A 20,386-nucleotide genomic window follows, 5' to 3' on the forward strand; every position below is an offset into this window, starting at 1 on the left:
GTGCCCGATGCGCGCTGGCGGATCCTGTGCGAGCACGCCACTCCGGCGAGTAAGCACGTCTACCAGGACTACGCGGACCACTTCCAGCAGCAGGACGTCACCGTTCTGGCGGTGGCGGACGGACACGGATCATCGGCTCACGCCTTCAGCCATCTCGGCGCCCGCTACGCGGTGGACGTCTTCATCACCCTGGGCCGCCGTTTCGCCGAACGCGCCCTCGACCCCCGGCTGCCACTGCCCCGTCTGAAGGCCGACGCACAGGAGCGGCTGCCCCGCGAACTGGTGCGGCTGTGGCAGGACGAGGTGCTGGGGCACGCCCGGCGCAGCGCCGGCCTGACCGGACCCGCCCCGGACCCGGCGACCGTGCGCCAGCGGGACCTGGTGCCGTACGGGACGACCCTGATCGGAGCCGTCATCACACCCGACCTGCTGGTCGGGTGGCAGCTCGGCGATGGCGAACTCGCGGTGGCCGACCTCGACGGCAACGTCGCGATACCGCTGGACTCCGGCACCCCGGACCTGGGCGACGAGACGGACTCGCTGTGCAGCCGCCAGGCCTGGGACCTGATGCGGGTGTACTGGTCGCCGCTCACCGGCCGGAGCGGCACTCCCTCCCTGGTGCTGCTGTCCACCGACGGGCTGTCCAAGAGCTTCGTGGACCGCCAGGGCTACCAGGAGTTCGTCCGGGGGACGTATGAACGGCTGCTGGAGCTCGGCCCCTCCGCGGTCGGCGCCGATCTGCCCAAGTGGCTGGCCCAGGCGGCGAGGTACTCCGGGGACGACAGCACCGTGGTAGCGGCATGGCGTTCGGAAGGCTCGGAAGGTACGGAGGAACTATGACCAACGGCATGCTCCCCACCGGCAGCACACTCGTCACCGAGGACGGCTGGGACGTGACGGTCGTGGACCTGCTCGGCTCCGGCGGGCAGGGCGAGGTGTACCGGGTCCGCACCCCTGACGGCGACCGGGCCCTGAAGTGGTACTACCCGGCCTGCGCCGATGACCAGCAGCGGCAGATCGTGGAGGACCTGGTCGGCCGCGGATTCACCGACGACCGGTTCCTGTGGCCGCAGCAGCTCGTCATGGAGAACGGCGGCGGCGACGGCTTCGGCTACCTGATGGACATCCGGCCGGACCGCTACAAAGGCCTGCCCGCGCTCTTCCGGCGCCAGCTGCGCACCACGCCCAGGGCGCTGGTCACGGCCGCGGTCCACATGGTGGAGGCGTACAAGGCGCTGCACTCCCGGGGCGTCGCCTACCGCGACATCTCCATGGGCAACATCTTCTTCGACCCGGCCAGCGGCGATGTGCTGGTCTGCGACAACGACAACGCCGTCGTCGAGGGCGCGGTGTCCGGGATCACCGGGACCATGGAGTTCATGGCGCCGGAGCTGGTACGCGGCGACGACGGCGCCCTGCCGAGCACCCAGACGGATCTGCACTCTCTCGCGGTCCTGTTGTTCATGCTGCTGATGAACCATCACCCTTTCAAGGGCGTACAGGAGTTGCGGATCCGCTGTCTGGACGAGGCGGCGGAGAGGCGGCTCTACGGCACCCGGCCGGTCTTCGTCTTCGACCCGCAGGACGACTCCAACCGCCCGGACCCGGCAGAGCAGTCGACCGTCCTGGCCACCTGGGGCGTGGCGCCCGAGGCGCTGCGGAAGCTGTTCGTCCACAACTTCACCGACGGCCTGCGCGACCCCGCCCGCAGGGTCCGCGAGTCGCAGTGGCGGGAGATGCTGAGCAAGGTCCACGACACCATCGTGATCTGCGCCGACTGCGGTAAGCAGAACATGACCGAGCCGGACGGCCAGGTGCCCCCGGCCTGCTGGGCCTGCGCCAAGACGCTGGTGATGCCGCCCCGGCTGGTGCTCACCACCGCCCACCCGCGCACCGTACGCACGGTTCGGCTGGGCCGCGACACCCGGTTGTTCAAGCACCACCTCGAAGCCGAGCCCCGACGGCACGACTTCCGTGACGAATCGGTGATCGCCGAACTGTCCGAGAACCCCAAGCGTCCCGGCCAGTTCGGGCTGACCAACCGCTCCGACGCCGTGTGGCGGGCCCGGCGCGGCGACGGCTCCGCACAGGAGGTCGCGCCGTCCCGCACGATCCCCCTGCGGGACGGGCTCACCGTGGACCTGGGCGGCGGAGTGGAGGCCGTGCTCCACTCCGCCTGATGCGCCCGCCCGGCGCCCCGGGGCTCAGCCGCCGACGGCCTGGCGGATCCCCTCCACCAGCGCGAGCGTCCCGCTGCCCGCGACCGCGCCCTGGCTGATGGTGCTGAGCCAGGCCCGGATCCGGACGTGGTCGGCCGCCGTGTTCTGCTGATCGGCACGGGCCAGTTCGGCCTGTACCGCCTCCACCTCGGGGGGCGCGGTGGCGCCGAGTTGGCGCACCAGTTCGTTCGCGAGCCGCAGCGCCTCCGCGGTCTGCTGCCCGCCGTAGTTGTTGTTGACGATGTTGTTGTTCTGGGTGTTTCCCTCACCGCCGGCCTGAATCGGACCGTTGACGGGGGCGTTGAAGTTGAACGTGTCCATGACGCGGCACCTCTTTATGTCCTGGGCTGCCCGGCGGGCGGCGGAGTGGGCTGGTTCATCTGCTGGTTGTTGGTGCCGCCGGCCTGGACCGGACCGGTGATCGGGCCGTTGAAGTTGTACGTCTGTGTGTTGTGGATCTGCTTCTCGGTGTCCTCGAAGTCCGACGTGTCGATGTTGTGCTCCTCCAGGAAGCGCCCGGTGGCCAGGAGCACCCCCTGTTCGAGCCGCTTGAAGTAGTGCGAGGTGTCCCGTTTCTCCGCGTACCCCATCCGGTCCCAGTCCGCGACGAGTTCACGGAGCCCGTTGACCGCCCCGTAGTCCCAGTCGCGTTGGTTCTTGCGAATCTCCTTGCGTACACGGGCCAGGTCGCGGGCCTTCCGGCGTTGGTGGGCCGCCTCCTTCCGCAACCGCCGGGGGGCGCCGAACAGGGTCTGCCGGAAGCCCTCGTTGACCGTGCGCAGGGTGTCCCACCACAGCCTCGCAGTCCCGGCCGGAAGATATTCGACCACGTCGAACTGCGCCGACAGCGGCGGCAGGACGTATGAGGCGACCTCCCACGACAGCCGGGGCATCAGCAGCAGTGCGCGCAGGTGCATGGTGACCACCACCCGCCCGCCCGGACCGAGCATTCGCAGGCACAGATAGGTCTCCACCCCCGCGCCCGTTTGGACTGCCCCGGACTGCACCAGTTGCTTGGGCACGACAGCGAGCGGCGGCCGGGTCCGGTCGGGCAGCACATCCGGACCCAGGTGGGCCACATGAAGCCCGCGGACGTGCAGCCGGTTGCGGGCCTTGAGCGTCTCCAGGCCCACGATCTTGGGCATTTCGACGGCCAGGTAGTGGTGCAGATCAGCCGCGTCGAACGGGATGATCTGCTCGTCCTTGCCCTGGTCGTCCTTGGCCGGCCGGCTTACGTCGATGGGTGGCCACACTGCTTCCGTGAGCCGCCATCCGCTGCCCACGAACGGATTGATCGACTCCGCCGAGGCGTGATACGCGACGAAGTTGGCCCTCTTCAGGGACTCCAGCCGCTCCTCGATCTCCCGGTCCACCTCCCGCGCCAGCGACAGGACCGGAACTCCGTCCCTCCCCAGCTGCAGCGCGGCCTGCCGTCCCCGCAACCGGGCCTCGAACGCGACGCCCCACGCCAGCACCAGCAACAGTGCTGCCGCACCCGCGGCGGCCTCCGCCACCCCCGTTCGGCCCGAGATGAGCGTCCACAGTGCCAGCAACAACGAGACCGGCAGCAGCCAGGCGATACCGGCCAGCGTCCGGTCGCGCCGGTCGCACCGCCCTACCGCCTGCCGCGCATGCCGGACGAGCGCGACCAGATTGATCCCGTGCGGCAGACCCAAGGCCTGCAGCCCGTCCCCGGCGAATTCCTCCCAGACCGCGCGGGCGAACGGCTCGTCCAGATGCACGGTGGCACAGAGCCGCCGTGTCACAAGGTCCGTGCGGTATTTCGGCAGCGGGCTGAGTACAGCGAGCGGCATGCGTCCCCTCCCCCGAGTGCGCAACATGTCCCAGACCCGGTCAATAACCGGAACTCCACGGTAGGGCCTCGGGACTTGGCGGGGCAGGGATTCGTCAACTCCTGTCGTCGTCATTGTGCGTGCCGTTTCGCCGGTCCTGGCCATGCCATGCGCCGTGCAATCCGGTCAGGGCAATGGCGATGGTGGCGAGTCATCGGTGTGCCTTTCGATGGGCTCGGGAGGACGGTGGCCGATTCCGATGCTCCGCGTCGGCGGAGGGTTGCGGGAGAAGCCACATGTTGCAGCCGTGATTGGCAACCTGCCGGGCTTATGGGGGGGCGGCTGTGCCGGGTTTGAAACCGTTGGGCGAGGAACTGCGACCGCATGACTGCTCGCTGGCGCAGGCACTGCGCGACCTGTTTGAGATCCTCGGCGAAACGCTGCAGGCGTACGCCCTCCGGACGCACAGCGACAGAGGGACGGTCTCGCGCTATCTCTCGGGCAAACGGATACCTCCACGGACCTGGGTTGTCGAGCTGCACGGGAATGCCGCGCAGGCGGCCCGGGACGGCATCGACGTGATGGCCGCGGAACAGTTGCTGTTACTGCACTCGCGGGCCAGAGCTGCCAGCAAGTCTCCGGTTCAGCAGAACCAGGGGCTGCAGGAAGCCCTTGAAGCCGCTTACCGGGACCGCGATGAGGCCCGGCGGGCCATGTTGCAGCCCCCGCAACATCCGGAGATGCCGGAGCAACAGCAGCCGACGCCGGAAAGGAGCGTGGCACGGTGGGAGCGGGTATCGAGGGAGATCGACCGCGGGCTGCACGTGGAGCGGCTGCCCGCTCTGCTCAGTGAGCTCCAGCAACTCGGCCGTGGCGACGCGGTGATCGAGTTGCTGGGCGTGGCCGGCCGCCGCCCCGTTCCCCAGGTGATCCGCGCACTGGACGGCCTGGAGGCCGCAGGCCTGGGGCCGGAGGCCGACATGCTTGTCGGTCTGGCCGCGTTACGTACACCGGCGGAGGTGGTTGCCCTGGCGGTGGCGGACCGATCGGTTGAGGATGTATCCGAACTGGTGGTCGGTCTCAGTGATACGGAGCTGAAGGTGCGTGGAGTGAACGGTCTCTTCTCCGGCATCGGCGCATCGGCACGGTGCTGCACGGACGAGGCCAGGCTGTTCCGTATCCTGCACGACCGGGGGTGTGAGACGGCGAGCGCTCTGCTGGTCGGCAAGCTGGCCGAGTGTCGGGACGTCGACCATGTTGTGGGCCTGGTCATCGCCCTGCACGAGGTCAGGTTGCCCGAGGTGTCCAAGGAGTTGATATTCCGGTGCCGGGCCTCTGCTCGCTGGTTGCGCGGCCTGGCGAAGGCGCTGGAACGGGTCGCCCTTCACGACGAGGCAGGTCACGCACGGCAGTTGGCCTCACGAGGCTGAGGGCACGCCGACACGTCCAAGGGCGGCCGCCAGGCAGGCCTGTGGGATCCCGCATCCCTCATCGGCCGCCTTCGGCGGCCACGGTTGGCGGCACGCCGACCTCGCCCGTGCGGCGCAGCTTGTGCCAGCCGAGGCGGCCGCCGGAGAAGGCGGTGGCGGTGGACTGGAGCAGGACCAGGTACATCAGCTGGCGGTAGATGACCTGCTGGAGGGGGAGCGGCCACAGGTCGCGCAGCCGTTCGCCGTCGAGGTGGAAGGCGTAGGCGGCGCAGGCGGCCTGGACGCCGAGGACGAGGGTCCAGGCGAGGGCGGTGCTGACCGGGTTCATGAACAGCAGCCCGTAGAGGGCGAAGATGTCGATGAGCGGGGCCAGCAGCGGGGTCAGGATCTGGTAGAGCACGATCAGCGGCAGGCCGACGCGGCCGAAGCGCCCGGAGTGGCCCCGGTCGAGGCAGGCGCGGCGGTGCTTCCACATCGCCTGCATGGTGCCATAGGCCCAGCGGTAGCGCTGTTTCCACAACTGCCGCAGGGAGCCCGGGGCCTCGGTCCAGGCGCGGGCGCGCTCGGCGTAGACGACGTGCCAGCCGGCGCGGTGCATGGCCATGGTGACGTCGGTGTCCTCGGCGAGGGTGTCGTCGCTCATGCCGCCGACCTCGGCCAGGGCGGTCCGGCGGAAGCCGCCGACGGCGCCGGGGATGGTGGGCATGCAGCGCATCAGGTCGTACATGCGGCGGTCGAGGTTGAAGCCCATGACGTACTCGATGTGCTGCCAGCGCCCGATCATGGAGCCGCGGTTGCCGACCTTGGCGTTGCCCGCGACGGCCCCGATGCGCGGGTCGGCGAAGGGCTGCACGAGCTCGCGCACGGTGGACGGCTCGAAGACGGTGTCGCCGTCCATCATGACGATGAGGTCGTGACGGGCATTGGCGACGCCGTTGTTGAGGGCGGCGGGCTTGCCCGCGTTCTCCTGGCGTACGACGCGGACCCGGGCGTTCGGCAGGTGCGTGGCCATCTCCTCGACGATGTCGGCCGTGCCGTCGGTCGAGCCGTCGTCGACGACCACGATCTCGATCGGATGGTCGCTGACCATCAGGGAGTTGATGGTGTGGGCGATGCACTCGCGCTCGTTGTACGCGGGCACGATCACGCTCACCGGGTCGGTCACCGGCGGCCCGAAGGAGAAGCCGGGGGCGCGGCGCTTGCGGGCGTGGCGGCGGGCCAGCACCAGCATGGCGGCGAAGCGGGCGAGCACCAGGCCGCCGACGATCGTGAGCAGGACGACCAGCGCCGGGACGACCGTCTCGGAGAACTGCACGGCCCCGACGAAGGCCCTGCCCTGCCACAACTCGGCGCCGTGGACCGGGTGGTTGGCGCTGGGCGCGCCGATGGCCCCGGTGACGGTGGTGAAGCGGTAGCCCTGCTTCTGCAGGCGCGGGATGAGCAGGTCCAGGGCGGCGACGGTCTGGGAGCGGTCGCCGCCCGCGTCGTGGAGCAGGACGATGGCGCCGTCGCCGGGGTGGTCGGGGATGGCCGACTCGACGATCGACCGGACGCCCGGCAGCTCCCAGTCCTTGGTGTCGAGGTCGATGAAGACGCTGACGTAGCCCTTGCGGCCGATCTGCCGGACCAGCGGCCACGAGCGGTTGTCCAGCGCGCGGGCGGTGGCCAGATACGGCGGCCGGAAGAGCGAGCTGTGCACGCCGGCCGCCCCGGCGAGCGCCAGTTGGGTCTGCGACAGCTCACGGTCGATCCGGGCGGGCGAGCGGCCGATCAGGTCGGGGTGGGAGAAGGTGTGCACGCCGAGCTCGTGGCCGTCGCGCACCATTTCCTCGACCAGCCCGGGATAGCGGGCCGCCATCTCGCCGGTGACGAAGAACGTGGCCGGGACCCGGTGCCTGGCCAGGACCTTGAGGATCCGGGGCGTCCAGGTCCGGTTGGGGCCGTCGTCGAAGGTGAGCGCGATCGTGCGGCGGGCGACGTGGTACGAGCGCGGCCTGGCGCCCGTGGTGTCCAGCACCGGGCCGCCGTTCACGACGGCACGCGGGACCCGGCTCGCCGAGCTGGGCTTGCGCACCTGGTGGTCGCCGATGGCGAAGTCCCCGCGTACGTAGCCGTTCAGCAGCAGCGCGCAGACGAGCATGGTGAGGGCGAGCAGCGGCGTGACCAGCTTGGGCTTGCGCTGCTTGGGGGCCTTCTTCAGAGGGTTGTTCACTGTCCGCTCCCCTGGGACTGCGGTGCCTGCGGGCCGTCGGAGGCTCCCGACGCGGAGTCGGCGGGTGCCGGGGCCGCGCTGCCGGAGTCCGACGCGGCGGGCTGGACGGACGGCGGCGGTTCGACGGCGGCCGGTGCCGTCTGCGAGGGCTCCGCCGACGGGCTCGCGGACGCGGGGGCCGGGTCCGACGCGGGCGCGGACGGGGAAGCGGACGCGGATGCCGGGGCCGGTACCACCGGCCCGGCCGGGGCCGCAGAGCCGCTCGGCAGCGCCAGGGGCGGCGTCACCGCCCGTACCGCTTGCTGGGCCGCCGCCTGGACCATTCGGCCGGGCGGCGCGGGCGGCCGAGACGGCGGTGACTTCAGCACCCCGGTGCCCGCGGCGGCGGCCTCCTGGGTGCGTACGTAGTCCGCCCGCCGCACCCCGGCGTTCACGATGCCGGGCACCACGGCCTCCGGCCCGGCGGACGGCAGCGGGGCGCCGGCCTCGGGCGCGGCCGGCTCCTCCTCCTCGTGCCCCGGCGCGGTGCTGGGGATGCCGGGCAGCGGCAGGAGGGTGCGGGGCGCGATGGGCGTCGCCCCGGTCAGGCTCAGCACCAGACTCACCGTGTAGACGCTGCACACGGCCCCCACCGTCCACGCGATACGGCGTACGCGGCGGCCGCGTCTGCCGCTGCTGTCGACGAACACCGGTTCCAAGAGCTCTGGTTCCTGGGCCGGTTCGGCCGGGTCGGCCGGTTCAGCAGGGGCGGACGGTTCTTGGTGCCGGAAGTGCATGGCCGCAAGCTAACGCGCTGCGACCGGCCCCCGGCCCCGCCCGCCCGCCCCCCGGCCCCCTTTCCGGCCCTGTTCGCGGGCCGTGGCGGGGCGGCAGGGGGCGGTGCCTCTTTCGGGTGGGCGCGATGCCCCGGGGTGACGGACGGGCTGAATTCAGCCCGTCCGGCGATTGAGGACAAAGCGCAGCCCGCCGCGCTGGGGGCGCGTCGTGGACCTGGCCAAGATCCGCCGGACAGGCTTTCGCCCTACGCCTCACCCGCGTACCGCACGCCGATGCGGTCCCGGACCGTGTCGAGGGTGCGCATCACCGCGAGGCTGCCGTCCAGCGGGACGAGCGGTGACTCCAGCTCGCCCGCCCGAAGGCACCGCATGACCTCCTCCGCCTCGTACCGCAGGCTCGCCGCCGGGGCGGTGAACTCCTCCGGCTCCCGGCCCTCCCGGCGCAGTACGAAGCGGTCGGAGTGGAAGAAGCCGTGGGGGAACTCGATCCGCCCCGCCGTCCCGGTGACGGTGGCCGTGGCCGGGGTTCCGGCGGTGATGGAGCAGCTCAGGACGGCGACGGCGCCGCTGTCGTAGCCGAGCAGGATGCCGGTGTTGGCGTCCACGCCCTCCTCGGTCAGGCGGGCCCATGCCTGGACCTCGTCGGGCTCGCCCAGCAGCAGGTGGGCGAAGGACACCGGGTAGACGCCGAGGTCGAGCAGCGCGCCGCCGGCCTGGGCGGGGTCGCGGAGGCGGTGGGTGGGTTCGAAGGGCCCGGAGAGGCCGAAGTCGGCGTGGACGGCACGGATCTCGCCGATCGCGCCGTCGCGTACGAGAGCGTCGAGGCGGCGGATGACGGGGTTGCAGTACATCCACATGGCCTCCATCAGGAAGCGTCCGCGCCCCCGGGCCAGCTCCACCAGCTCCCGCGCCTCGACCGCGTTGACGGTGAAGGACTTCTCGCAGAGCACGGCCTTCCCGGCGCTCAGGCACATCCCGGCCGCGACGCGGTGGGCGGAGTGCGGCGTGGCGACGTACACCACATCCACCTCCGGGTCGTCCGCGAGCCCGGTCCAACTCCCGTACGCGCGCGGGATCCCGAACCGCTCGGCGAAGGCCCGGGCAGAGGCGTCGCTGCGCGAGGCGACGGCCACCACCTCGGCGTCCTCCTTGAGCTCCAGCAGCTCGGCGGTGAAGGCCGCCGCGATCCCGCCGGTCGCCAGAATGCCCCACCGGATCTTCCCGGGCTTCTCAGAATCTGCCATGTCCCGCTCCCGCCGCCCCGCTACCTGGTCTCGACCATTGTGTAAATCCTGAGAGCATAGAGAACGATTTGCCGACATGGAGATGGAGGCCCGCATGCCGGAGGCCGGCCCGATCCCGCCCGACCAGATATCCACACCGGACGCGTCAAAGCCGGTACGACCGGTACGACTCGCCGTACCCACAGCCGCCCGGCGTACGGGCCTCCTCGTCACCCTTGTCCTGGGCGGGCTCACCGCGCTGCCCCCGCTCTCCATGGACATGTACCTCCCGGCCCTGCCCGCCGTCACCCGCGCCCTGCACAGCCCCGCCGCCACCGTCCAGCTCACCCTGACCGCGTGCCTGGCGGGCATGGCCCTCGGCCAGCTGGTCGTCGGGCCGCTGAGCGACCGCTGGGGACGCCGCAGACCGCTGCTCGCCGGCATGGTGATCTACGTACTGGCCACCGCCGTCTGCGCCTTCGCCCCCACCGCCGAGCTGCTCATCGGCTTCCGGCTGCTCCAGGGCCTGGCCGGGGCGGCGGGCATCGTCATCGCCCGAGCCGTCGTCCGCGACCTCCACGACGGCCTGGACATGGCCCGCTTCTTCTCCACCCTGATGCTGATCTCGGGCGTCGCCCCGATCATCGCCCCCGTCATCGGCGGCCAGGTGCTCCGCGTCACCGACTGGCGCGGCGTCTTCGCCGTCCTCACCGTCGTCGGGGTCCTGCTCACCCTCGTCGTCCAGCGCTGGCTCCACGAGACCCTCCCCCCGGCCCGCCGCCACCAAGGCGGCCTCGGCGAGACCCTGCGCACGATGCGCGGCCTCCTCGCCGACCGCGCCTTCACCGGCTACATGCTGGTCGGCGGCTTCACCTTCGCCGCTCTCTTCGCGTACATCGCCGCCTCCGCCTTCGTCGTCCAGGACCTCTACGGCGCCTCCGCGCAGACCTACAGCCTGCTGTTCGGCGTCAACTCCATCGGCCTCGTCGTCCTCGGCCAGGTCAACGGCAAGGTGCTCGTCGGCCGCGTCCCCATGGACCGGGTCCTCGGCGCCGGCCTCGCGATCATCGCCGCCTCGGCCCTGGCGCTGCTCCTGATGACCTCCGGTGCGCTGGGCCGGGTCGGTCTGCTGCCGGTCGCCGCCGGACTGTTCGTCCTGATGTCCGCCATGGGCCTGGTCCTGCCCAACGCGAACGCGCTCGCGCTGATGCGTACGCCCCATGCCGCCGGATCCGCTTCCGCCCTCCTCGGCACCTCCTCCTTCATGATCGGCGCCATCGCCTCGCCTCTGGTCGGTATCGCCGGTGACCACACGGCCCTCCCGATGGCCCTGGTGCAGGTGGTGAGCGTGACCGTTGCCGTGATCTGCTTCGCCGGGCTCTGCCGCCCCTGGCGGCGTACTGTGGATGCACCGCAAGCGCAGTGAGCGCAGCAGGCGTCAGGAGGCGGACATGTCCGAGCCGATCGACGAGAGCAAGTGGGCCTGGAAGACAGCCGACAGCTGCCTCCACACCGGGTCCGAACACATGATCGACCCCGAGGACCTCGTGATGGCCTCCGGCCGCGAGGTCACCCCTGCCCGGCTGGAAGCGGCCCGCAGGGCCCTGGAGGAGCACGGTGCCGCGGCTGTCGAAAGGTACCTCCCCTGAAGCCCCTGAAACTCCTGACGGGCTGAGTGCTCTCGTCGACGACATACGGGCGTACGTCGAAGCCGTCCCCCGGCCCTGGTGCGCGGGCGCCGTGGTGCTGGCCGGGCGTGGCCCGGACGTCCTGCTGCACGAGGCGGTGGGCTGGGCCGTCCGCTACGCCGCGTACGACCGCGAGCTGCCGCGTGACCAGTGGGTCCCGATGCGCCCCGGCACGATCTTCGACCTGGCCTCGCTGACCAAGCTCTTCACGGCGACCGTCACCGCCTCCGTGGACGCGGTGGAGCTCGACGACCCGGTCGCCTCCCATGTCCCCGAATTCGGCGCCGCCGGCAAAGGGCCGATCACCGTACGCCACCTCCTCGACCACACCTCCGGCCTGCGCCCCGAGCTCCCGTTCCACGACTGCCCCGACGCCGCCGCCCGCACCGCCCTCCTCTGGGCCGAGGCCCCGGTCGCCGAGCCCGGCACCGTACGGATCTACTCCGACCTCAACCTCATCGCCCTCCAGCACGTCCTTGAGCGCGCCACCGGCGAGGCCCTCGACGCCCTCGTCCGCGAGCACATCACCGATCCGCTCGCCATGTACGACACCCGCTTCAACCCGCCCGCCTCCTGGATCCCGCGCATCGCCGCCACCGAGGACCAGCGCCGCCCGTGGGGCCGCCTCGACCGCGGCATGCTCCACGGCGTCGTCCACGACGAGAACGCCTACGCCATGGGCGGCGTCGCCGGCCACGCCGGGCTGTTCTCGTCGGCCCGGGACCTGGCCCTGTTCTGCCGCGCCCTGCTGGACCGCGGCGGCCCCTGGCGCGGCTTCGAGATCGACCAGCCGTGGTTCATGGGCGAGCTGGCCGGGCGCGGGGCGGTCGGCCACACCGGCTTCACGGGGACGAGCCTCGTCCTGGACCCGGCGTCGGATTCCTACCTGGTGCTGCTCGCCAACTCCGTTCACCCGCGCCGGGACTGGCGCGAGGGCAGCGCGATGCGGGCGGCGGCGGGAACACGCTTCGCGCGGGCGCTGGGGGTGGTATGAAGCTCTGGTGGCGGGGACGAGCGCGGAACGACTGGTGGCACGCTTCGGGCTGGTCGCGCTCGGCGTCGGCCCTCCGGCTGTAGCGGCGGTGAACTTCCGGGACGTCCTCACCCGCCATCCGGCCCTGGCTCTGGTGTCGTTCGTGGCGTACGAGGGGCTGCTCGCCGCCGTCGGCTTCGCCGGCCAGGTCTTCGGCGACGTACGCGACCGGTGGGCCAAGCGCGCCGCCGACGGGCTCGACCGCAGGCTGCTGTGGCGCATATCGGGCTTCGAACGCGACTACCGCGCCCAGGTGTTGAGCCGCCATCGCTTCATCGACCTCAAGGGCCTCGCCACGCGCGGTGACTTCACGCCCGAGCTGGAGCAGGTCTTCGTCGACGTCAGCCTGATGCCGCGCCCCGCCCACGAGGCCACCGGCGACTCCCTGGCCGGGGCGGCGCCACCGCCACCGCCCGTCCGGCAGTCCCTCACCGGCTTCCTCGGCGGCCCGGAGGGGGTGGCCCTCGCCGTGATCGGTGCCCCCGGCACCGGCAAGACCACCATGCTCAAGCACCTGGCCCTCCGGCTCGCCCGCGCGAAGGGCGGCCGCCTCCCGGTGCTGCTCTTCCTGCGGGACCACGCCGCCGCGATCGCGGAGAGGCCGGACATCACGCTCCCGGAGGTCATCAGGGCCACGCTCCGGCGGCTCGATGAGCCCGAGGGATGGTTCGACCGGCAACTGGGGGAGGGGCGTTGTGTCGTCCTGCTGGACGGCCTCGACGAGGTCGCCGGAGAAGAGGACCGTCGCAGTGTCTCCAAGTGGGTCGAAGAGCAGATCGCCGGCTACGAGCGCAACGACTTCGTCCTCACCTCCCGCCCCCACGGCTACCTCAGCGCCCCGCTCGACCGCGCCCGCGTCCTCCAGGTCCGCCGCTTCACCGGCGAGCAGATCTCGCGTTTCGTCCATGGCTGGTACCGCGCGATCGAGCGCCTCAGCACAGGTCTCGACGACGCGGGCGTGGCCGAGCGCGCCGAGATCGAGGCCGACGACCTGATCGGTCGCCTCCGCGCCCGGCCCGAGCTGTACGACCTGGCGGCCAACCCGCTGCTGCTCACGATGATCGCCAACGTTCACCGCTTCCGGGGCGCGCTGCCCGGCAGCCGGGCGGAGCTGTACGGCGAGATCTGCCAGATGCTGCTGTGGAAGCGGCAGGAGGCCAAGAACGTGCCGGTGGCCGAGGAGGAGGTCACCGGCGCGAAGAAGGAGCTCGTGCTGTGTGAGCTCGCGTACGAGATGATGACCGAACGTACGCGGGACATCAGGGCCGCCCGTGCCGCAGTCCTCCTCGAACCGCTGCTCTCCCGGGTCGCCGTGACCGTCCCGCCGGACGCCTTCCTCGCCTCCGTGATCACCGGCGGCCTGCTCGTGGAGCGCGAACGCGGGCTGTACTCCTTCGCCCACCTCACCCTCCAGGAACACCTCGCGGCGCTCCACATCCAGCACCGGGGGCTGTCGGACGTCCTCATGGAATCGGTGGACGACGGCTGGTGGCGTGAGACGACACTCCTGTACGCGGCCCGGGCCGACCCCGCCCCGATCGTCGAGGCCTGCCTCGACTCGGGCAGCGTCGCCGCTCTGGCACTCGCCTTCGACTGCCAGGAGGTTGCCACCGAGCTCGCCCCCGGGACGGCCCGCCGTCTGGACGACCGGCGGGAGTACGCGCTCCGCGAGACCGTCGGCTCGCCCCGGCGGCAACTCATGACCGCGGTGACGGTGACCCGCTGGCTCCAGTCCACCGTCGGCCTCGGCGGAGGGACCGTGGTCGCGGCCAGGCCGATCGACTGGGGGCTCTACCGGCTTTTCATCCGGGAATCCGGCCTCTCGCGGACCAGCCCCCTCGGTGGTGACGGAGACGGGACCGCCGTCGGCGTATCGAGGCCGGAGGTACGGGATTTCGTGCGGTGGGTGAACCAGCTCCTGCCCGATGGCGGCTGGCGGCTCCCCACCGAGGCGGAGGCCGACGATCCGGCATTCGGCCTGGTCGCGCGAAGTACGGAGCACACCGTCTGGGTGTCATCGCAGGGAGCGGACACGCTGCCCTCGCTCTGGGTTCCCGCCGGGCGGGAGCACCCGTGGTCTCCCACTCCGCCCGCGGACACCCTCGCCTTCCGCTGGGGCGCTCCGGACAGGAAATGGCTGACGCTGGGTCAAGTGGGGCTCTGCGGCGTCCTGGACTCCGTGACCGATGAGCGCAAGGCCACCTTCTGGGGATCGGAGCTGGCGATTCGCACGGAAGTCCCGACGAGGCGGCGGCCCGCAGGTGCTGAGCGTGAAGTCGCCGGCCGTGTGAACGTGCTCCTGGTCAACCGGTGGTCTCTCCCGCTCCGTCCGGAGTCGGCTCTGGGCACCGTGCTGGCGGTCCTGCCGCGCGGAGACGGGCTGGTCAGGGCTCGCCTCCGGGTGGCCACCTGGACCTTCGCGCTCCTGATCGACCTGGCCGGTCCGGTGCGCATTCAGGACATTCCTTCGTTCGAGGACGGCACGGTGGGCCATCCGTCGCTCGAAGATCACATCGCGAGGCACATGGGTGGCCGCCCCGAGGCTGTCCGCCATGCGTCCGGCCACATCTGTCCCGAGGAGATCACGTCGGCCGCGGCGGGATGCCTTGCGCGAATGCGCCAGTACTGGGACGGGGAGGACGCGTCACGGCGCGTCCGCCTCCCGGCGCTTCTCCTGGCGGAGGAGATCGACCGACTCGTATCGACCGACGACCGGGAACTCGTGCAGGGCCTCCGGGTGGGCGCCCTGGCCCTGGCCCTCCTGGCGGAGCGGGCGATGGACGACAGCGTGCTGGCCGCTGACTACCGCCGGCTCGCAGCAGGCCTCATCGCCCGCCGGAACCGCCTCGACGGGACCACCCCGCCCTCCGAGGTGATCGTGCTGGCCCGGTCCTGAGAGCCGGGCGGGACTGCCTCAGCGGAAGATCCCCGTGTGCCCCAGCGAATACCGCCCCGGCTGCGGATAGACCGCCAGGCCGTGCGGTCCGGAACCGACCGGGATCTTGGCGATGGTGTGGCCGTCGGTCGTGTCGATCGCGTAGACCTCGGAGTCGTAGCGGCCGGAGAGCCAGAGCACCTTGCCGTCGGCCGAGACGCCCCCCATGTCGGGGCTGCCGCCGCCGGGGATGTGCCACTTCCGCACGAGCCGGCCGGAGCGGAAGTCGAGCACGGACACGGACCCCTCGCCCCGGTTGGAGATGTAGAGGTACTTCGAGTCCCGGCTGACGTACAGCCCGTGGCAGCCCTTGCCCGTCCGCAGCAGCCAGGGGCGGTTGAAGGAGTCCCCGTCCAGGACCCACATGCCGTTGGCCGCCATGTCGGCGATGTACCAGGTGCGGCCGTCGGGGGAGACCTTGACGTCCTGCGGCATGGCGCCGCGCAGGGGGAGCCGGGCCTGGGCGACGACCTCCATCCTGGCGGTGTCGACCTTGAGCAGTTCGCCGGAGAACTCGCAGGAGACGATGAAGTACCGCCCGTCCGGGGAGAAGTCGGCGTGGTTGACGCCGTAGCAGCTGACGGGGACGACCTTCCTGACGGCCATGGTGTGCGCGTCGCGGAAGACGAGCTCGCGGTCGGCCGAGGCCATGACGACGGCGTACCTGCCGTTCGGCGTGAAGTAGAGGTTGTACGGGTCGTGTACGGGGACGCTCGGGCCGGCGATACGCGCCGTGCGGGGGTCGATGGGGGTGAGGGTGTTGCCGAGGTCGTCGTTGACCCAGAGGGTCTTGAGGTCCCAGGAGGGGACGACGTGCTGGGGCTGGCGGCCGACGGGGATGGTGCGGACGACCCTGTAGGTGGCGGGGTCGATGACGGAGACGGTGTCGGAGTTGGTGTTCGGGACGTAGACGAGCGAGGGGAAGTCGCGGACGACGGGGGAGAGGCGGCCCGGGCGGTCGGCGGCGTAGATGTCGGCCGGGTCCAGGAGGGGCGGCATGCCGGGGAGGCCCCCGGGCGCGGAGGCGGCGGCGACGGGACTGGCGGAAGCGGAACGGGACGGGCTGGGGGCGGGATGGTGCGCGGGGGCGGAGGGGGCGCACCCGGCGGCGAGGGCGAGCAGCAGGGGCAGCAGGGGGAGAGCGAGGCGGCGGCGCATCAGATGAGGAGCTCCGTGGCGGTGACGGCGCGCAGGCTGCGGGCCTGAAGGCCGTCGAGGATGGCGGGAAGGGCGGCGATGGTGCCTGGATGGCCGAGGTGGAGGCTGACGATGGAGCCGGGGCGGATGCGGTGGAGGACGTTGGCGCCGATGGCGTTGGCGCCGGGGTCGGTGTAGTCGAGGGAGTCGACGTCGTAGGAGAGGACCTGCGCGTACCCGGCGCGCAGGGCCGCCCGCTGGACGGTGGGGGTGACCAGGCGCGCCTGGGAGGGCCGGAACCAGCGGCCGGGGGAGCCGGTGAGGCGGCGCAGGCGGTCGGCGCAGCCGGCGATCTCGGCGTAGGCGTCGGCCAGGGACATGGTGTCGATGTCGCGGTGCGTCTGGGTGTGGTTGCCGAGCTCATGGCCGCCGTCGAGGATCCGGTGGGCGAGCCGCGGATACGCGTCGAGCCAGTCGCCGACGGCCAGCACGGTGAGCCGGGCGCCGGCGCGCTCCGCCTCGGTCAGCAGGGCGGTGGTGAGGGCGGGCTCGCCCTGGCCGTGGAAGGTCAGCGCGACCTGGGGGCGCGTCAGGGGGCCGTGGGTGAGCTGGACCGGGGGTGGAGCCGGGGGCGGAGCCGAGGCGCGGGGCTGCTTCGGCCTGGCGGCAAGCGGGGTGGCCGCATGGTGGGCGGCCGCACCGCAGCCGGAGGCCAGGGCGGCGGCACCGGTGAGGACGATGGCGCGACGGGTGATGGGCACGGGCACATTGCCCAGTTTATTGATTTATAGGGCGATTGCTCCGATATGACGGGCAGTCGGGTGACTGGAGCGGCTGGAGTGACTACGGCAAAGGGTGCAGATAGTGGCTGCACGAGTATTGACGTGAGCATGTGGGCGCCCTTCTGATGGCTGTCGAACACTCGGACGGTGTTCGACCCTGCGAACAGCCAGCCCCCCTGGAGAGCCGCATGACCCCCTCCCCCACGCCGACTCGCGTCCGCGCAGTCAGACGCATCGTCATCCAGGCAGTGATCCTCAGCCTCGCCCTCGCCGGCTTCCTCGCCGCGCCCCAGGCGCAGACGACGCAGGCCACTCAGGCCACGGAGAACGCCGCCGCCGCGCAGGTCTCCGTGACCCCGCCCTCGATGGGCTGGGCCTCCTGGAACAGCTTCGCCAGTGTCATCGACTACGCCACCATCAAGGCCCAGGCGGACGCACTGGTCTCCTCCGGGCTGGCGGCCAAGGGCTACAAGTACATCAACATCGACGAGGGCTGGTGGCTGGGCACCCGTGACAGCAGTGGCAACATCACCGTCGACACCACCAAGTGGCCCGGCGGGATGGCGGCCATCGCCACCTACATCCACAGCCTGGGCCTGAAGGCGGGCATCTACACCGACGCCGGCCTGAACGGCTGCGGGTACTACTACCCCACCCCTTCCGGTACTGCCGCCGCCCCCAACACCGGCAGTGAGGGCCACTACCAGCAGGATCTGACGGCCTTCCAGAACTGGGGCTTCGACTACGTCAAGGTCGACTGGTGCGGCGGCGACGCCGAGGGCCTCAACCAGGAGACCACGTACAAGGCGATCAGCGCTGCCAACACCGCCGCGACCGCCGTCACCGGGCGTCCCATGGTGCTGTCGTTCTGCGAGTGGGGCAGCGGCAACCCCTGGAACTGGGCCACCGGTTACGGCGACCTGTGGCGGACCAGCACGGACATCATCTTCTACGGTGAGACCCCGTCCACCGCGAAGATGCTGACCAACTTCGACAAGGGCCTGCACCCGACCGCCCAGCACACCGGGTACTACAACGACCCGGACATGCTGATGACGGGCATGACCGGCCTGACCGCCGCCCAGAACCGCACCCACATGTCCCTCTGGGCGATCTCCGGTGCCCCGCTGCTCGCCGGGAACAACCTCGCCACCATGACCTCCGCCACCGCCGCCATCCTCGGCAACTCCGAGGTCATCGGCATCGACCAGGACGCCCGCGGTCTCCAGGGCGTCAAGGTCGCCGAGGACACCACCGGCCTGCAGGTCTACAGCAAGGTCCTGTCCGGCACCGGCAAGCGGGCCGTCCTGCTGCTCAACCGCACCTCGTCCGCCGCCAACATCACCGCCCGCTGGGCCGACATGGGGCTCACCACCGCCTCGGCGTCGGTGCGGAACATCTGGTCGGCCACCGACCTCGGTTCGTACGCCACGAGTTACACCACCTCCGTCCCCGCCGGCGAGGGCGTGCTGCTCACCGTGAGCGGCGGCACCGAGGCCACGGGCACCACCTACACGGGCTCCACCTCGGTCGCCGTCACCGCGGCCGCCGCGGGTACCAAGCTGGCCGACATCACCTACGCGAACGGCGGCAGCACGGCCACCAAGACCACCCTCAAGGTCAACGGCCAGTACTCCACGGTCGTTTCCCTCCCGCCCACCGGGTCCGCCAGCACCTACGGGACCGTGTCCGTACTGCTGTCGCTGGCCAAGGGCAGCAACACGGTCACCTTCTCCACCGCCCCCAGCAACCTCTACGTACAGAACCTGACGGGGACCAACGGCACCGCCCTGGTCGGCACCGGCTCCGGCCGCTGTGCGGACCTGAACCAGAACACGATCACCAACGGCGCCCAGGCCCAGCTGTGGGACTGCGGCGGCGGCCAGAACGAGACCTTCACGTACACCTCGCGCAGCGAGCTCGTCCTCTACGGCAACAAGTGCCTCGACGCGTACAACAGCGGTACGACGAACGGCACCAAGGTCGTCATCTGGGACTGCAACAGCGGCACCAACCAGAAGTGGACGATCAACTCGACCACCGGCACCATCACCAACAACGTCTCCGGGCTCTGCCTGGACGCGTACGGCGCCGCCACGGCCAACGGCACGCTCCTCGACCTGTGGACCTGCAACGGCCAGACGAACCAGAAGTGGACGCTGAACTGATCTGAACTGATCCGAACTGATCCGACAGTTCGCATCACAGCAACGGGCCGGCGGGCCGTGTGCCCGCCGGCCCGTTGACCGTATCTGGACGATCCTGTGCGTTCTGTGTCGTGTCGTGAGCCGTGCCTGCCATGATGTGCGCGCCGCACCGCCTGTGTTCCTCTCCGGAAAGGTCCAGTTCTGTGAGCGTCAGGATTCAGCCCACCGCCCAGGTCGACGAGAAGGCCGAGGTCGGAGAGGGGACCACCGTCTGGGATCTGGCGCAGATCCGGGAGGACGCCCGCCTGGGCCGCGGCTGCATCGTGGGCCGGGGGGCGTACGTCGGTCCGGGGGTGTGGATCGGCGACAATGTGAAGCTCCAGAACTACGCGCTGGTATACGAGCCGGCGGTGCTCGCCGACGGGGTGTTCGTCGGCCCGGCGGCGGTGCTCACCAACGACTACTACCCCCGTTCGGTGGACCCGGAGGGCAGGCAGAAGCGCGGTGGCGACTGGGAGCCCATGGCCGTCGTGGTGTCCGAGGGTGCCTCACTGGGGGCCCGTTCGGTGTGTGTGGCGCCGGTGCGCATCGGGCGTTGGGCGCTGGTCGCGGCGGGTGCGGTGGTGACCCGGGACGTACCGGACTTCGCGCTCGTGGCGGGTGTGCCGGCCCGCCGGATCGGCTGGGTGGGCCGCGCCGGGGTGCGGCTGGTGGAGCGTGACGGGGAGTCGGGCGGCGGGTGGGAGTGCCCCGACACGGGTGCTCTGTACGACGAGAAGGACGGCCAACTCGTCGAGCGCGCATGACAGGTTCTTTTCCTCAAAACGGCAATCCTCGAACATCCATAGGCATATCGTGTGTCCGAACCGTGCAGACTGAGCACAGCGAGAACACAGACCAGTAGTGCGCAGTGGGGGATTACGGGGTTGGGCACACGTGTGTCCAAAACCTGGGGCGGGACCAACTCCAACACCTGGCGTCGGCCCATGCCTGCGTGCGCCCGCAGTCGCA

Annotated in this window: 16 protein-coding genes; 9 read left to right on the forward strand and 7 right to left on the reverse strand. The window is 71.0% G+C overall.

The window, feature by feature from the left end:
* Nucleotides 1–840, forward strand: coding sequence for a PP2C family serine/threonine-protein phosphatase (locus tag OG607_RS33300; RefSeq protein ID WP_405731290.1), 840 nt, complete (start codon nucleotides 1–3; stop codon nucleotides 838–840).
* Nucleotides 837–2,180, forward strand: a complete 1,344-nt coding sequence (locus OG607_RS33305; protein ID WP_405731291.1) for a protein kinase domain-containing protein — start codon at nucleotides 837–839, stop codon at nucleotides 2,178–2,180. The genes OG607_RS33300 and OG607_RS33305 overlap by 4 nt, the downstream gene beginning before the upstream one ends.
* A 24-nt stretch (nucleotides 2,181–2,204) precedes the next feature.
* Here the strand turns inward: OG607_RS33305 and OG607_RS33310 are convergent, their stop codons facing one another.
* Both OG607_RS33310 and OG607_RS33315 read right to left on the reverse strand, forming a co-directional pair.
* Nucleotides 2,205–2,540 (reverse strand): hypothetical protein, encoded by a 336-nt coding sequence (locus OG607_RS33310; RefSeq protein ID WP_405731293.1) that lies wholly within the window; start codon nucleotides 2,538–2,540, stop codon nucleotides 2,205–2,207.
* A gap of 14 nt (nucleotides 2,541–2,554) precedes the next feature.
* Nucleotides 2,555–4,033 carry a hypothetical protein gene (locus tag OG607_RS33315; protein ID WP_405731295.1) on the reverse strand — a complete coding sequence of 493 codons (1,479 nt, stop codon included), beginning with the start codon at nucleotides 4,031–4,033 and terminating at the stop codon, nucleotides 2,555–2,557.
* Nucleotides 4,034–4,374: 341 nt separating this feature from the next.
* Here OG607_RS33315 and OG607_RS33320 point away from each other — a divergent pair, with 341 nt between their 5' ends.
* A complete protein-coding gene (locus OG607_RS33320; RefSeq protein WP_405731297.1) occupies nucleotides 4,375–5,442 on the forward strand; it encodes a hypothetical protein in 1,068 nt (355 codons plus the stop codon).
* A gap of 58 nt (nucleotides 5,443–5,500) precedes the next feature.
* On the opposite strand, the gene OG607_RS33325 is transcribed toward OG607_RS33320, so the two are convergent.
* The 3 genes from OG607_RS33325 to OG607_RS33335 all read right to left on the reverse strand — a co-directional run bounded on the left by OG607_RS33325 (nucleotide 5,501) and on the right by OG607_RS33335 (nucleotide 9,674).
* Nucleotides 5,501–7,582 (reverse strand): bifunctional polysaccharide deacetylase/glycosyltransferase family 2 protein, encoded by a 2,082-nt coding sequence (locus OG607_RS33325; RefSeq protein WP_405737215.1) that lies wholly within the window; start codon nucleotides 7,580–7,582, stop codon nucleotides 5,501–5,503.
* Between the two features lie 68 nt (nucleotides 7,583–7,650).
* Nucleotides 7,651–8,430 carry a hypothetical protein gene (locus OG607_RS33330; RefSeq protein WP_405731299.1) on the reverse strand — a complete coding sequence of 260 codons (780 nt, stop codon included), beginning with the start codon at nucleotides 8,428–8,430 and terminating at the stop codon, nucleotides 7,651–7,653.
* A gap of 245 nt (nucleotides 8,431–8,675) precedes the next feature.
* Nucleotides 8,676–9,674, reverse strand: a complete 999-nt coding sequence (locus OG607_RS33335) for a Gfo/Idh/MocA family protein (protein ID WP_405731301.1) — start codon at nucleotides 9,672–9,674, stop codon at nucleotides 8,676–8,678.
* A gap of 76 nt (nucleotides 9,675–9,750) precedes the next feature.
* Here OG607_RS33335 and OG607_RS33340 point away from each other — a divergent pair, with 76 nt between their 5' ends.
* From OG607_RS33340 to OG607_RS33355, 4 genes are read left to right on the forward strand one after another with little or no spacing between them, the layout of a single operon-like run.
* On the forward strand, nucleotides 9,751–11,079 hold the full coding sequence (locus OG607_RS33340; protein WP_405731303.1) for a multidrug effflux MFS transporter: 1,329 nt from the start codon (nucleotides 9,751–9,753) through the stop codon (nucleotides 11,077–11,079).
* Between the two features lie 25 nt (nucleotides 11,080–11,104).
* Nucleotides 11,105–11,302, forward strand: coding sequence for a hypothetical protein (locus OG607_RS33345; RefSeq protein ID WP_405731305.1), 198 nt, complete (start codon nucleotides 11,105–11,107; stop codon nucleotides 11,300–11,302).
* Nucleotides 11,271–12,335, forward strand: coding sequence for a serine hydrolase domain-containing protein (locus OG607_RS33350; protein ID WP_405731306.1), 1,065 nt, complete (start codon nucleotides 11,271–11,273; stop codon nucleotides 12,333–12,335). The genes OG607_RS33345 and OG607_RS33350 overlap by 32 nt, the downstream gene beginning before the upstream one ends.
* A gap of 7 nt (nucleotides 12,336–12,342) precedes the next feature.
* The gene (locus OG607_RS33355; RefSeq protein WP_405731308.1) at nucleotides 12,343–15,270 is read left to right on the forward strand and encodes an NACHT domain-containing protein; all 2,928 of its coding nucleotides are present in this window, start codon (nucleotides 12,343–12,345) and stop codon (nucleotides 15,268–15,270) included.
* 18 nt (nucleotides 15,271–15,288) lie between these two features.
* On the opposite strand, the gene OG607_RS33360 is transcribed toward OG607_RS33355, so the two are convergent.
* Nucleotides 15,289–16,467 carry a hypothetical protein gene (locus tag OG607_RS33360; protein ID WP_405731310.1) on the reverse strand — a complete coding sequence of 393 codons (1,179 nt, stop codon included), beginning with the start codon at nucleotides 16,465–16,467 and terminating at the stop codon, nucleotides 15,289–15,291.
* Nucleotides 16,467–17,207 carry a polysaccharide deacetylase family protein gene (locus OG607_RS33365; protein ID WP_405731312.1) on the reverse strand — a complete coding sequence of 247 codons (741 nt, stop codon included), beginning with the start codon at nucleotides 17,205–17,207 and terminating at the stop codon, nucleotides 16,467–16,469. The genes OG607_RS33360 and OG607_RS33365 overlap by 1 nt, the downstream gene beginning before the upstream one ends.
* 209 nt (nucleotides 17,208–17,416) lie before the next feature.
* Between OG607_RS33365 and OG607_RS33370 the strand changes: the two genes are divergently transcribed.
* Together OG607_RS33370 and OG607_RS33375 are read left to right on the forward strand one after the other, a co-directional pair.
* Nucleotides 17,417–19,396, forward strand: coding sequence for an RICIN domain-containing protein (locus tag OG607_RS33370; protein WP_405731314.1), 1,980 nt, complete (start codon nucleotides 17,417–17,419; stop codon nucleotides 19,394–19,396).
* Nucleotides 19,397–19,578: 182 nt separating this feature from the next.
* A complete protein-coding gene (locus OG607_RS33375) occupies nucleotides 19,579–20,181 on the forward strand; it encodes an acyltransferase (protein ID WP_405731316.1) in 603 nt (200 codons plus the stop codon).
* Nucleotides 20,182–20,386 lie beyond the last annotated feature (205 nt).

The organism is Streptomyces sp. NBC_01537 (assembly GCF_045040445.1).
Lineage (GTDB): Bacteria > Actinomycetota > Actinomycetes > Streptomycetales > Streptomycetaceae > Actinacidiphila.